Genomic DNA, 12,952 nt, shown 5'->3' with positions numbered 1-12,952 from the left:
CCGTCTACCTGGTCCAGGCTGCGGCGACCTTGACCGCATCCAGGCTCGGTCCGACGTCATGCACACGGACGCACCAAGCGCCGTGTGCAGCTGCTAGGGCGGAAACGGCAACGCTCGCGTCACCGCGCTCGGCGGGAGCTGCTGCCTTGCCGGCAACGCTGAGCAGGGTTCCGAGGAACCGCTTGCGGGAGGCTCCCACCAGAATGCGGTGACCGAGCACGTCAAATCGGTCCAGTGCGCGCAACAGTGCCCAGTTGTGGTCTTCCTTCTTGGCGAAGCCGATTCCGGGATCCAGGATGATCTGTTCCGGGGTTACACCGGCGGCGTAGAACTTGTCCCGGATGTCCGTGAGTTCGGAGATGACGTCTTCAACGACGTCATCATAGTTGGCAAGGGAATCCATGGTTTGCGGATTGCCGCGCTGGTGCATCAGGACGTAGTGGACGCCGCTTTCGGCGATCAGTCCCGGCATGTCCGGATCGAAATCCAGCCCGGACACATCGTTCACAATGGCGGCGCCGGCGTCAATCGCCCTGGCTGCAGTGGCCGCATGCATGGTGTCGACACTGACCAGCGCGCCCGCCTTCACCAGAGCCTCGACAACCGGAATGATGCGCTGCTGCTCCTCATCTACGGTGATGCGGTCAGCGTTGGGGCGGGTCGATTCTCCGCCGACGTCCACGATGTCCGCTCCGGCGTAATGCATGCGCAGCCCTTCAGCAATGGCTTCATCTGCCGTTGCGAACTTGCCGCCGTCGCTGAAGGAATCAGGGGTGACATTGAGGATTCCCATCACCAGCGCCCGGTCCGTCGGCAGGTCCGCGAAGGACTTGCGAACCCGGGATGGCCGCAGGACGGGAATGGGAGAGGTTGCCGGTCCGGTTCCTGGGGCTGCCGCGAGTGAATCCATAAGGTTGCTGTGTCCTATCTTCCAAGTATCAGGCTCATGGCCTCGGCGCGCGTGGCGGCTTCCCGCACCTGTCCGCGCACCGCTGAAGTGACCGTTTTGGCTCCCGGCTTGCGGATGCCGCGCATCGACATGCACATATGCTCACATTCGATGACCACGATCGCGCCCTTCGGCTGCAGGTGCTCCATCATCGCATCCACGATCTGCGTGGTGAGGCGCTCCTGCACCTGCGGACGCCGCGCATAAATCTCCACCAGCCGCGCCAGTTTGCTCAGGCCTGTGATTTTTCCGTCGTCTGAGGGAATGTACCCGATATGCGCTGAACCGTGAAACGGGACAAGGTGATGCTCGCACGTCGAATAGAACGGGATGTCTTTGACGAGCACCAGCTCTTCGTGGTCCAGATCAAAGGTGGTCGAAAGGACATCCTTGGGATGCTGGTGAAGTCCCGCGAAGAATTCCGCGTACGCGCGGGCCACCCGTTTGGGTGTTTGCACGAGGCCGTCCCTGTCAGGATCCTCGCCGATGGCGGCGAGGATCTCCCGGACTGCCCGCTCGATTCTCGGCTGGTCCACCGTTGAACCGCTGGCCGCGAGAGCCACATCAACCATTTGATCGTCAAAATCGGTCACGCCAAGAATCCTATCCCGGCCCCTGTGGCCGACCTGCTAGCGGTTACGACGCTGGCCGTACCCGTCCTGGTCATTGTTCCCGGTGGTCCCGGTGGTTCCGCCTTTGTTGTCCGGCTCAGTCTCCGGCTCCGGCAGGGGATCGCCCGTGACATCGAAATCGCTGGGCAGATTGGCATCCGCAATCTGATCCTGCGGCGAAACGTTTTCGGGGTCAGGCTCTCCGGCTGCCTCCGCTTCCTGGCGTTCCTTGGCGGAGACCACGGGAGGGAGGGAGTGCACGGGCCGGCTATCCTTCGAGAGCCAGATGCTGCGCGCGTCCCGCTTGCGGATGTCGGTGAAGACCTCTGCAATCTCCGCCTGGTTCAGGGTTTCGCGTTCCAGCAGTTCGAGAGCCAGCCGGTCCAGGACGTCTCGGTTTTCGGTGAGGATGGCATACGCCTCATCATGGGCGTTGTCCACGAGCCGGCGCACTTCCTCATCGACGATGTAGGCGATGTGATCCGAATAGTTGCGCTCGTGGCCCATGTCACGGCCCAGGAACGGCTCGCCGCCGCCCTGGCCGAGCTTCACGGCACCGATCCTCTCGCTCATCCCGTACTGTGTCACCATCTTCCGGGCAGTAGCGGTTGCCTTCTCGATGTCATTCGATGCACCGGTCGAGGGATCGTGGAACACGATCTCCTCCGCCACGCGGCCGCCCATGGCATAGGCCAGCTGATCGAGGAGTTCATTGCGGGTGATGGAGTACTTGTCATCCGCGGGCAGCACCATGGTGTAACCCAGCGCCCGGCCGCGCGGAAGGATGGTCACCTTGGTGACCGGATCCGTGTTGCGCAGTGCGGCGGCAACCAGGGCGTGGCCGCCCTCATGGTAGGCCGTAATTTTCCGCTCCAGCTCCTTCATGACCCGGCTGCGCTTCTGCGGCCCGGCGATGACGCGGTCGATCGCCTCGTCGAGGGCGCGGTCGTCGATGAGCTGGGCGTTGGACCGGGCGGTGAGCAGCGCTGCTTCGTTCAGGACGTTCGCGAGGTCAGCACCGGTGAACCCGGGAGTCTTTTTGGCTACGGACTTCAGGTCCACGCCGGGCGCCATGGGCTTGCCCTTCGAGTGGACCTGCAGGATGCGCAGGCGCCCGCCCATATCCGGGGCTTCGACGCCGATCTGCCGGTCGAAACGACCGGGACGCAGCAGCGCAGGATCCAGCACGTCCGGTCGGTTGGTCGCTGCGATGAGGATGACGTTGGTGTTGGCGTCGAAGCCGTCCATCTCCACCAGAAGCTGGTTGAGGGTCTGCTCACGCTCGTCGTTGCCGCCGCCCACACCGGCACCGCGGTGGCGTCCGACGGCGTCGATCTCGTCAACGAAGATGATGGCCGGAGCGTTGGATTTTGCCTGTTCAAACAGGTCACGGACGCGCGAGGCACCGACACCCACGAACATCTCGACGAAGTCGGATCCGGAGATTGAGTAGAACGGCACTCCGGCTTCACCCGCAACGGCGCGGGCCAGGAGGGTTTTGCCGGTTCCGGGAGGGCCGTAGAGAAGCACGCCCTTGGGGATCTTCGCGCCGAGCGCCTGGAATTTGGCAGGCTCCTGCAGGAATTCCTTGATCTCGTGGAGTTCCTCGACTGCTTCATCAGCGCCTGCGACGTCATTGAAGGTGACCTGGGGCATGTCCTTGTTGATGAGCTTGGCTTTGGATTTGCCGAACTGCATCACCTTGGAGCCGCCGCCCTGCATCCTGCTGAGCAGGAACCAGAAGATTGCACCAAGGATCAGGATGGGCAGGATCAGGCCGAGGATGCTGGTGAACCAGTTGTTCTCGACCGGCTGGTCCGTGAAGCCGTCCACATCTGAGGAGTTGATGGCGTCGACTACGTCCTCGGCACGTGCGGCGCTGAAGAAGAAGGATACGCTGCGGCCGAGCTCTTCATAGTCCTCGCGCAGCGTGAGATCAACCCGCTGCTCGCCGTCGTAAATCTTTGCCTGCTCCACCTGATCGCTCTCGAGGAGTTCCAGGCCGATATTGGTGTCCACTCGGGCACCGCTGCTGTTGAACACGGAGGGCAGGATGACCAGAAGTGCGGCAACTGCCAGCACAATCCAGAAAATGGGTCCTCTGAACAAGCTCTTCAATTTCATTCAACTCAGGGCGCAGTGCCCTGTCCCTCCTGATTAACTGCCACATAGCGCTCGTCCACCTGCGGATCGCCCAAAGCGGCGCGCCCGAAATGTGCTACCAGCTTTACATTCTCTCCAGAATCCACGCGCACCCGCGGTGGAAAGTTCCCTCTGGGCGTACAGGCGGGTTCCCGCCCACCTGCGGAGCTATTCGTAGACGTGCGGCGCGAGGGTACCGATGAAGTCCAGATTGCGGTACTTCTCGGCGAAGCCCAGGCCGTAGCCCACCACGAACTCGTTCGGGATGTCATAGCCGACATACTTCACGTCGATCGCTACCTTTGCGGCGTCAGGCTTGCGGAGCAAAGTGCAGATCTCGACGGAAGCGGGACCGCGTGAGAGCAGGTTGGCTTTCAGCCAGGACAGGGTGAGCCCCGAATCAATGATGTCCTCGACGATCAGGACGTGCTTGCCCATGAGGTCTGTCTCGAGGTCCTTGAGAATCCGGACCACACCGGAGGACTGCGTTCCCGAACCGTAGGAGGAAACGGCCATCCAGTCCATGGTGACATGCGAGTGCATGGCGCGTGCCAGATCAGCCATGACCATCACCGCACCCTTGAGCACTCCCACGATGAGGACGTCCCGGCCGGCGTAATCGCGGTCGATTTCCGCGGCCAGTTCCTGGACCCGTTGCTGAATCTCTTCCTTGGTGTAGAGAACGTGCTTTAGGTCCGACTGGACGTCTTGTGAATCCACCAATTACTCCCGGATTGTGAGGTTTTTCCTAAGGACAAGACTGCCATAGCTTGAGTGGCCTTGGGGAACCCCTGCACCCCTGACCTGCCGGTAGGCGCTCACGCTGCCGCCGAGCTGCACTGGACCCGCCGATCCGGTGCGCCGCAACAGGTTCTCTGCGGCCAACAGGCGTTCGAAGCTTGGTTGAATTCCGCCGAGTTCGACGACGGCGAGCGCCAGGACCCGCTGCCGGAGAGCGGGCGGAAGGGCGCGCAGGCCCTCTTCGGACAGGAGGAGGCTGCCGCCGTCGTGCTCTTCTTTCCCCGGTTCCCTACTGCCTGCAGTCTTTCTGAGCCGGCCGTACTCGACCTCTGCGAGCTCGTCCAGGTAGGCGGCGTCCTGGGAGAGGATCCGCGACGTCCGGTACAGGGACTCTGCGATTCCGGGGCCTAGCTCGTCCTCCAGGAAAGGGAGCACCCGCGTGCGTACGCGTGAGCGCATCAGGGAAGGGTCCGCGTTGGTCGGATCATGCCACGGGTCAAGACCAGTGAACCGGCAGATCTCCTCCGTCTGAATGCGCCGGAGGGCGAGGAACGGTCGAAGGTAAACCCCTCTGCGCGGGGGCATGCCGCTCAATGAGCGGGTTCCCGAACCCCTGGAGAGACCGAGGAGTACCTGTTCGGCCTGGTCATCGAGGGTATGGCCGAGCAGAACTGCGGCGGCGCGGTGCTGTTCGACGGCGGCGTCGAGAGCCCCGTAACGAGCGGTCCGTGCTGCGGCTTCCGGACCCATTCCAGCTGTTGCCACCTCAACCCGGCGCACCTCCACCGGTTCAAGGCCCAGACCCGCCAGTTGGGAGCGCGCAGCCTCCGCTACGTCCGCACTGCCCTGCTGCAAACCATGATCGACGACGACGGCACCCACCCGGTACTGACCGGTCTGCGCGAAGTACGCCGCCGTAACGGCGAGCGCGAGTGAGTCGGTTCCGCCGCTGCACGCAACCAGGATCAGCGATCCCTCGGAAACCTGCGCATCCTCGAGCGCGGCGCGGACCAGGTTTCTCGCCGTGCCGACCGTAGGGCTGAGCCGCGGCCGGCGGCTCACAGCCCCATCCGGGTGATCCACTCCCTGGGCGCGTGGATCTCCTTTTCGGTGGGCAGGTTCTCCGCTTGCTCCCACACCCGGTTGAACCCTTCCATACCGACGGCGTCCACGACCGCGCGGACGAAGCGTGCCCCGTCGCTGTACTGGCGCATTTTCGCATCCAGGCCCAATAGGCGGCGGATGAACTTCTCGACCGGTCCACGGGTTTTGCCTCGTGCGTTGAACCGGCGGCGGATGGTCTTCACGGTAGGCACGATGCTGGAATCAACCGCGTCCATCACCACATTCGCGTGTCCTTCGAGCAGGCTCATGACGGCGGTGAGGTGGGAGAGCCGGGCCTTGTCTTCAGGTTCCTGGAGCAGGGAGAGGATGCCGCCATCGCTCGGGGGCACGCCGTCGTCGTCCTGTTCCTTACCGTTCTGGCTGCGTGTTGGCAGCGACTTCAGCGCGTTGGTGAGCCGCTCCGCCAGGGTTTCGGCCTTGTCCGCCAGGCCGACGGTGAGTTTGGAGATGTGCTCCAACATGTGGTCCTTGAGCCACGGAGCGGCAGCGAACTGCACCCGGTGGGTCTGCTCGTGCAGGCACACCCACAGCCGGAAGTCGGCGGGCTCCACGTTCAGTTCACGCTCAACGGAGACGATGTTGGGCGCCACGAGCATCAGGCGCCCGCCGGGCCCGCGGCTGGAGGCGACGAACGGATCATACTGCCCGAGGACCTTGCTCGAGAGAAAGGCGAGGATCGCACCCATCTGGGCGCCCGTCACGGCGCCGCCGAGGGCCGCGTTGGCCGCCTTCAGTTGCTCGGCTTTGGTCTGCGCAAGGTGCTCGATCGCCGGCGCCATCAGCACCTTGAAGCTCTGGGTGTTGGCCTTGGCCCACGATGCGCGGTCCACGATGATCAGCTCCGAATCCCGCAGGTCCCGCGCCGCCTCGAGGCCCGTGATCCGGTGAACGTGCTCAACGGAGAGATCAGCCAGTTCCCGGAGGTTCGCTACGGCGTCCCGGACTTCCCCGGCGCTCAGTTTGGGGCCCGGAGGCGCCAGTTTCGCCGCGCTGCTGGCGGCCAGATCCCAGTTGACGAGCTGAAGCGGGGCGTTGCTGTCCATGGTGGCCATTCGACCACATTAGTCTGGTAGGCCGCTTGGCGGAGTCCACCCAGTGTGCACACCGGGGTTCAGCGGCACCCGCAGGTGGCAAGGACAGCGGCTGCTCTGTCCACCGCGGCCCGTGCCGGCTCCGTGGTCCCGTCAAGGCCGCTCGCAATAAACGAGAACACCAGCAGGCGGCCATCAACTGACACCACGTGACCGCTGAGGGCAGTCACCGCGTTGAGGGTTCCGGTCTTGGCGCGGACCAGGCCCGCGCCGGCGAAAGTGGGGGCGTCGTCGTCGTTGTAGCGGTCCGCCAGCGTGCCGGAGAGGCTGGCCACGGGAAGGCCGTGCAGCACGTGCCGCAGGGCCCGGTTGTCGGAGCGGAGCAGCGTGCGCACCACGTCCGAGAGCTGCCGCGGGCTGATTCGGTTCCTGGGCGAAAGGCCTGAGGCATCTCCAAGCACCATTTCCTCTGTCTGCACTTCGAGCCCGGTGATCACCTCGGCGATCGTTTCGAGCCCCCCGCCAAACGACGCCGGCCTGCCGCTTGCCTCTGCCGCGAGCCGGGCGAGCACCTCGGCAAGGTAGTTGTCCGAGGTGCGGAGCATGTGTTCGACCAGCGCTTCGACCGTCGCCGACTCGACCGACGCCACCTCCTCCGCGTCCTCACCCGCAACCTGCCGCTCGATGCCCTCCTCAACCTGCACGCCAGCGGCAAGAAGCGCCTCCCGGAATACGGTGGCCGCAGCCAGTGCCGCATCCGCCGCCCTCGCGCCGGACTGCTTCGACTCATCCGTCCAGGACGAGTTGATGGCGAGAGGATAGATCGGCGCAATCTCGCCGGCCTGCACGTCACCGGGCTGCCAGCTGGGGTTGAGGACGTCCCCGACAAAGAGCGAGTCGTCAATCACGAGGCGGTACGGGCTATCGCCGTCGAGCTCGGCGGCCGTCTCCCGGGCGAGTGTGGCAAGACCAGCATGGCCGATAACGCTCCCGGCATCGGACTCTCCGGACCCGAGGAGGACGTCCCCTCCTCCACGCAACACCAGCACGCCTTCCCCGCCGGCGCCTCCAGTGAGCACCGAGGTGGCCAACCGCTGATTCGGATCGAGTTTGGCCAGCGCCGCGGTGGCAGTGAGGATCTTGATGTTCGAGGCGGGAAGCTGCAGTTCCCCTCCGCCCCGGTCAAAAAGCACCTCGCCGGTCAGCGCATCAAGCACGACGCCGGTCACCGGGGTCCCGCCCGAAACCTCCAGTGCGGCGGCGAGCAGGGGGGCAAGAACGTCCGGAACCGGCACCGGCGCCTGTGCGTCCAGCTGGCTGACGAGCGTGGGGGCGGCAACGTCGTCCGGCGTTTGTTGGATGACCGGGATTTCCGGTTCCACCTGCGGAGGCGGGCCGGTGACCAGCTCCGCAACCTGCGGGCCGTAATGGAAACCGACAGGGACCGCTAGCACTCCGAGAACCAGGGCAAGCAACAGGCTAGTGAACACCCTGGCGCTGCGGTTCATGGCGTCCTCTCGAAAGGCTCATGCTGGAACTGAAGGGATCGGCTCCGGACACGAATCGATGATGCGGGCGGCGGCCTATATCTTTAACAGTAGATGGGGGCTGCGGGTGGTTCGGCAGCCCGGCCAACGTTTTCACTTAGCAACCGCTGACCGCAGGAGTTCCACATGGCAATGAAGCTCGACGTCACCATTGAGATCCCCAAGGGATCACGCGTCAAGTATGAGATCGACCACGAGACCCACCGCCTCCGGCTGGATCGCGTGCTCTTCACCTCGATGCAGTACCCCACGCATTACGGCTACTTCGAGAACACGCTGGGCGAAGATGGAGATCCGCTGGACGCCCTGGTTTTGCTGCAGGACTTCGACCTCATCCCGGGAGTCCTGGTTGAGTCCCGCCCGATCGGCGTTTTCAACATGGTGGACGACGGCGGCGGAGACGCCAAAGTACTGTGTGTCCCCGTTGATGCCCGCTTCGACCACATCCAGGATCTCGGAGACGTTTCCAAGTTCCTGCTGGATGAGATCGAGCACTTCTTCCGGAAGTACAAGGATCTGGAGCCGGGCAAGTGGGTTGAAGCCGCTGATTGGGAGGGCCGCGAGGCCGCAGAGGCAGAAGTTGAGGCATCACTGAAGCGTTTCCAGGCTCTGGGTGAAGCAAGTGAAGAGGACGAGCCGCAGGGGCGCGCTGTCGACACCGACACCGACAACGCTGACAATGATCCGCAGGGCCGGTAGTTCCTGACCGGATAGTTCCATACCAAACACAGCCCTCGAATCAACGCAAATCGGTTGATTCGAGGGCTACCTCGGTCATACTGGGGTCATGCTGTTCGTGGTCACCATCAATCAGCGCGATTCCCGCGACGTGGGTGACCTGGTGCCCGAGCTGCTGCGTGAGTTCCGGTTCATCGACACGGTGGTGCCGTTTCAACGCTCGGTGGGCGACGAGCTGCAGGGCGTTGTGGGCAGCGCCGGGGTTGCCGTCGATGTGGCGCTGAAAGCGATCCGGTACCGGCGCTGGCACGTCGGGATCGGCGTCGGAGAGGTCCATTCCCCCCTGCCTGAACGCATCACCGACGCCGAGGGGTACGGCCTGGTGTACTCGCGCAGAGCGGTGAACCGGGCGCAGAAGACTGGTGAGCGGATCCCGCTCGCGGTGGAAGGCCCCGACTCGGAGGTTTCGGCCGAGGCGGAAGCGGTTCTGCGGCTTTTGGGGCAGATTGTCTACACGCGCACCGACGCGGAGTGGAATGTCCTGGACCTCATGACACCGGGAGCCCGCGGGCAGCAGAAACTGATTGCCCAGGAGCTGGGAATCACCACCCAGGCAGTGAGCAAGGCCGTCATCCGTTCACACTGGATGGAAGAGTGGGCCACCCGTCCCGCAGCCGCCCGGCTGCTGGACCTGGTGTACGGCCCGGCGGCGCTGCCGCCGGCATCGCTGGCGTACTAGCGCTCGTTCTGTCCCGTCCGGGTGAGGGAGCGCAGGATCTTCGCGGCGCCGTCGTCGTACACCGAAGCCGTCACCTCGGAAGCCGCCGCCAGCACCTCTTCAGGGGCCTGGCCCATCGCAACCCCGCGCGCTGCCCAGGAAAGCATCTCAATGTCATTGCGGCCGTCACCGATGGCAACGGTTTCGGAGGGATCGACGTCCAGCCTCCGACGGACCAGCTCAAGCGCGCTGGCCTTCGTGACGCCCGCAGCTGCAATGTCCAGCCAGGCGGTCCACCCTACCGAGTAGGTAACACCGTGGAGTCCGATGGATTCGACGGCTTCGCCGAACTCCTCGGCCGTGCTGTCCGTACTGAACACCACCACCCGGACGGCCCGCGCCCGCAGCATCCGCTGGAAGTCAACGCTTTCTGCCTCTGCTCCGAAACTCGCATCCTGGAACCGCTCGGTGGAAAGGAAGCGGCCCTCATCATCCTCGAGGGCGAACTTGGCCGAGGGAAGGCATTTTCGCAGGGCCACCAGCGCCGGTCGCGGGTCGAAGACCACCCGGTTGACGACTTCATAGCCGTCCTCGAACTCGTCCACATCGATGCGAAGAGTGACGCCGCCGTTGGAGCACACGGCATGACCGCGAGTAAGCCCGATCTTCTCGATAATGGGCAGGGTGGCGCCGAGCGATCTGCCGGTAGCAATCACCACCTCGTGGCCGGCATCCACGACGGCGCTGGCCGCGGTGCGGACCTCGTCCGACATGAGCCCCTCGTGGTCCACAAGGGTCCCGTCAACATCGAGGGCAATGAGTTTCCGTGTTGTCTGCTGCTGGTCATCGATGCCAGCGGAAAATGTAGTTGTCATCGTTAAAGTGAACCAGAAAGCCAGTAATCGCGGGTAGGTTTTTGATCACAACTAAGCCAACGGCTGGTTACGGGTGAGGGCTGAACCTGCCTCTACAGGACCGGGAGAACCTCCAGGCCTCCGAGATATGGGCGCAGTGCGGCCGGCACGTTGACCGAGCCGTCAGGGTTCTGGTGATGCTCAAGGATGGCGACAATCCACCGGGTTGTCGCGAGGGTACCGTTCAGAGTTGCCACGGCGCGGGTAGCCTTGGCGCCCTGCACGCGTTCGCGGATGTTGAGCCGCCGCGCCTGGAAGCCGGTGCAGTTCGAGGTGGACGTGAGCTCGCGGTACGCGTTCTGGGTGGGCACCCAGGCTTCGCAGTCGAACTTGCGCGCGGCTGACATCCCGAGATCCCCGGCGGCGGTGTCGATGACGCGGTAGGGCAGCTCAACCTTTGCCAGCATCTCCTCTTCCCAGGCGAGCATGCGCTCGTGCTCCGCTTCGGATTCCTCAACCGTGGTGTAAGTGAACATCTCTACTTTGTTGAACTGGTGCACCCGGATGATCCCCCGGGTGTCCTTCCCATGTGAACCGGCTTCCCTCCGGTAGCAGGAGGACCAGCCGGCATACCGCAGTGGCCCGGCCGAGAGGTCCACGATCTCATCCGAGTGGTACCCGGCGAGCGCCACTTCGGAGGTGCCGGTCAGGTAGAGGTCGTCCTCCGGAAGGCGATAGATCTCCGCGTCGTGGGCGATATCGAAGCCGGTCCCCTGCATGGTCTCGGGCCGCACCAGTGTGGGCGTGATCATGGGTGTGAACCCGGCACTGATCGCCTGGTCCATAGCCATGTTGAGCAGGGCAAGCTCCAGGCGCGCACCTACGCCCTTCAGGAAGTAGAAGCGGGCCCCGGAAACTTTGGCGCCGCGCTCCATGTCGATCGCGCCGATCAGCTCGCCGATTTCCAGGTGGTCCCGCGGATCAAAATCGAACTGCCGGGGCTCTCCTACAGTTTTAAGGACCACGAAGTCTTCCTCGCCACCAGCCGGCACGCCCTCGAGAATGGCGTTGGGCAGCCTACGCAGAAGGGAGTCCGCCTCGGATTTCGCTTCCTCGGCCTGCGCTGCGGCAGCCTTCACCGACGCCGCCAGTTCCTTCACCTCGGCAAGAAGGGCCTGCTTCTGATCACCCTGCGCCTTGGCAACGCGCTTGCCGAAGGAGTTCTGCTCAGCCCGCAGCGACTCCGCACTCGTGACCGCCTCGCGACGCCGGGAATCAGCCGCGATGATCGCATCCACCAAAGACTCGTCGGCCTTCCGCGCACGCTGCGAAAGGCGGAATTTTTCAGGATTGTCGCGGAGTTCGTTTACGTCGATCACCTCACAAGACTACCGAATGGGATCTGCGCGACCCGGCACCCGTGCGCTGAAGGATAGTCTGGGGAAATCATGCCCCTTGAGTGGATTATCACCGCCCTTGCGGTTGTCGCCGCAGCCGCGTCAGCGTTCAGCTGGTGGGGCGTTCGAAAGCTGCGCCGTGAACGCTCACTGCAATGGGAGGAACCGCGCCCCACCCTTTCGGTGACCGGGGAACAGCAGCGGGTTGCGTTGGTCCTCAACCCGGTCAAACTCAGTGCGCCGCTCGCCCGCGAGCAGGTTGAGCAGGCCTGCTCAGACGCCGGATGGGAACCTCCCCTGGTGCTGGAGACTACGGTTGCGGAGCCAGGTGCCGCCCAGGCGCGGCGCGCTGTCGCAGAAGGTTACGACGTCGTTCTTGCAGCAGGCGGAGACGGCACCGTCCGCGCCGTGGCAACCGGGCTGGTTTCCAGCGATGCCGCGCTGGGACTGCTGCCGCTGGGGACCGGTAATCTGCTGGCGCGCAACCTCGGTATTGCGGTGAATGACGTGCCACGCAGCGTCAGGCAGGCGCTTCACGGGGCTGGCCGGCGGATCGATATGGGCCGTGTCGAGCTCCGCAATGATCGGACCGGTGTCAGCGGTGAGCATACGTTCCTGGTGATGGGCGGCGTCGGGCTTGATGCTGTGGTGGTGGCTGCCACCAAGGATGCCCTGAAGAAGAAATTCGGTTGGCTGGCTTACAGCGAAGCCGGCGTGCGGAGCCTGCCTGGAAAACGCCAACGCATGTCGATCAGCATTGACGGCGGGCCCGCCCAGACGCGGAAAGTGCACAGTGTCCTGTTCGCAAATTGCGCACGGCTGCCCGGCGGCATCACCTTCGTCCCCGACGCGACAATAGACGACGGCTATCTCGATGTTGTGATTACGAGTCCGCGGAGCATACTCGGCTGGCTGTGGGTCGCCGCGAAGATCCTCTTCCGGCACGCGGGGCCCATTCCGGTGATCACCTACCACCGCGTGAAGCGGGTGGACGTCCGTGTCTCCGAGGCAACGGGCACTCAGCTCGACGGCGACACCTCCGGCGATGTGACCTCCCTGAGCGTGAGCGTGGCTCCCGGCGCACTGATGGTCCGGGTACCTGGACGGGCAACCGGACCATCAGCTGGAATGTTCAGCGACGCGCCTGCGCAGTAGAAAC

The 12,952-nt window shown here is 64.1% G+C and carries 12 protein-coding genes; 3 read left to right on the top strand and 9 right to left on the bottom strand.

The features are described from left to right. Positions 1-4: 4 nt before the first annotated feature. From folP to dacB, 7 genes are all read right to left on the bottom strand, one after another. On the bottom strand, positions 5-910 hold the full coding sequence (gene folP, locus ASH00_RS05485) for a dihydropteroate synthase (protein WP_056545758.1): 906 nt from the start codon (positions 908-910) through the stop codon (positions 5-7). 14 nt (positions 911-924) lie between these two features. Next, positions 925-1,542: a GTP cyclohydrolase I FolE gene (gene folE, locus ASH00_RS05480; protein WP_404800751.1), complete on the bottom strand. Its 618-nt coding sequence runs from the start codon at positions 1,540-1,542 to the stop codon at positions 925-927. Between the two features lie 36 nt (positions 1,543-1,578). Next, the gene (gene ftsH, locus ASH00_RS05475; protein WP_056545756.1) at positions 1,579-3,684 is read right to left on the bottom strand and encodes an ATP-dependent zinc metalloprotease FtsH; all 2,106 of its coding nucleotides are present in this window, start codon (positions 3,682-3,684) and stop codon (positions 1,579-1,581) included. 186 nt (positions 3,685-3,870) lie between these two features. Next, on the bottom strand, positions 3,871-4,422 hold the full coding sequence (gene hpt / locus ASH00_RS05470) for a hypoxanthine phosphoribosyltransferase (protein WP_056546705.1): 552 nt from the start codon (positions 4,420-4,422) through the stop codon (positions 3,871-3,873). 3 nt (positions 4,423-4,425) lie between these two features. Continuing rightward, positions 4,426-5,505: a tRNA lysidine(34) synthetase TilS gene (gene tilS / locus ASH00_RS05465; protein WP_056546702.1), complete on the bottom strand. Its 1,080-nt coding sequence runs from the start codon at positions 5,503-5,505 to the stop codon at positions 4,426-4,428. Then, positions 5,502-6,620: a zinc-dependent metalloprotease gene (locus ASH00_RS05460; protein ID WP_056545754.1), complete on the bottom strand. Its 1,119-nt coding sequence runs from the start codon at positions 6,618-6,620 to the stop codon at positions 5,502-5,504. The genes tilS and ASH00_RS05460 overlap by 4 nt, the downstream gene beginning before the upstream one ends. A gap of 59 nt (positions 6,621-6,679) precedes the next feature. Next, a complete protein-coding gene (dacB, locus tag ASH00_RS05455) occupies positions 6,680-8,107 on the bottom strand; it encodes a D-alanyl-D-alanine carboxypeptidase/D-alanyl-D-alanine endopeptidase (RefSeq protein WP_056545752.1) in 1,428 nt (475 codons plus the stop codon). A 171-nt stretch (positions 8,108-8,278) separates the two neighbouring features. Here dacB and ASH00_RS05450 point away from each other — a divergent pair, with 171 nt between their 5' ends. Both ASH00_RS05450 and ASH00_RS05445 read left to right on the top strand, forming a co-directional pair. Then, entirely contained in the window at positions 8,279-8,845 is a 567-nt protein-coding gene (locus tag ASH00_RS05450; protein ID WP_056546699.1) for an inorganic diphosphatase, read from the top strand. A 91-nt stretch (positions 8,846-8,936) separates the two neighbouring features. Then, a complete protein-coding gene (locus tag ASH00_RS05445; protein WP_056546696.1) occupies positions 8,937-9,563 on the top strand; it encodes a hypothetical protein in 627 nt (208 codons plus the stop codon). Here ASH00_RS05445 and ASH00_RS05440 read toward each other — a convergent pair. Both ASH00_RS05440 and serS read right to left on the bottom strand, forming a co-directional pair. Then, complete coding sequence (locus tag ASH00_RS05440; RefSeq protein ID WP_056545751.1) at positions 9,560-10,417, bottom strand: HAD family hydrolase; 858 nt, start codon at positions 10,415-10,417, stop codon at positions 9,560-9,562. The genes ASH00_RS05445 and ASH00_RS05440 overlap by 4 nt on opposite strands. Positions 10,418-10,509: 92 nt before the next feature. Beyond that, the gene (gene serS / locus ASH00_RS05435) at positions 10,510-11,775 is read right to left on the bottom strand and encodes a serine--tRNA ligase (RefSeq protein WP_056545749.1); all 1,266 of its coding nucleotides are present in this window, start codon (positions 11,773-11,775) and stop codon (positions 10,510-10,512) included. 69 nt (positions 11,776-11,844) lie between these two features. Between serS and ASH00_RS05430 the strand changes: the two genes are divergently transcribed. Further along, positions 11,845-12,948 carry a diacylglycerol/lipid kinase family protein gene (locus tag ASH00_RS05430; protein ID WP_056545747.1) on the top strand — a complete coding sequence of 368 codons (1,104 nt, stop codon included), beginning with the start codon at positions 11,845-11,847 and terminating at the stop codon, positions 12,946-12,948. Positions 12,949-12,952 lie beyond the last annotated feature (4 nt).

This window comes from Arthrobacter sp. Soil782 (assembly GCF_001428435.1).
GTDB lineage: Bacteria > Actinomycetota > Actinomycetes > Actinomycetales > Micrococcaceae > Arthrobacter_D > Arthrobacter_D parietis.
Note: the sequence above shows the minus strand (reverse complement) of the source record. Positions and strands in the feature narration are given on the sequence as shown.

Bases quoted from the DNA above. Each gene is read 5' to 3' on its own strand.
- folP (WP_056545758.1), bottom strand. From the start codon at position 910: ATGGATTCACTCGCGGCAGCCCCAGGAACCGGACCGGCAACCTCTCCC.
- ftsH (WP_056545756.1), bottom strand. From the start codon at position 3,684: ATGAAATTGAAGAGCTTGTTCAGAGGACCCATTTTCTGGATTGTGCTG.
- ASH00_RS05460 (WP_056545754.1), bottom strand. From the start codon at position 6,620: ATGGCCACCATGGACAGCAACGCCCCGCTTCAGCTCGTCAACTGGGAT.
- dacB (WP_056545752.1), bottom strand. From the start codon at position 8,107: ATGAACCGCAGCGCCAGGGTGTTCACTAGCCTGTTGCTTGCCCTGGTT.
- ASH00_RS05450 (WP_056546699.1), top strand. From the start codon at position 8,279: ATGAAGCTCGACGTCACCATTGAGATCCCCAAGGGATCACGCGTCAAG.
- ASH00_RS05440 (WP_056545751.1), bottom strand. From the start codon at position 10,417: ATGACAACTACATTTTCCGCTGGCATCGATGACCAGCAGCAGACAACA.
- ASH00_RS05430 (WP_056545747.1), top strand. From the start codon at position 11,845: ATGCCCCTTGAGTGGATTATCACCGCCCTTGCGGTTGTCGCCGCAGCC.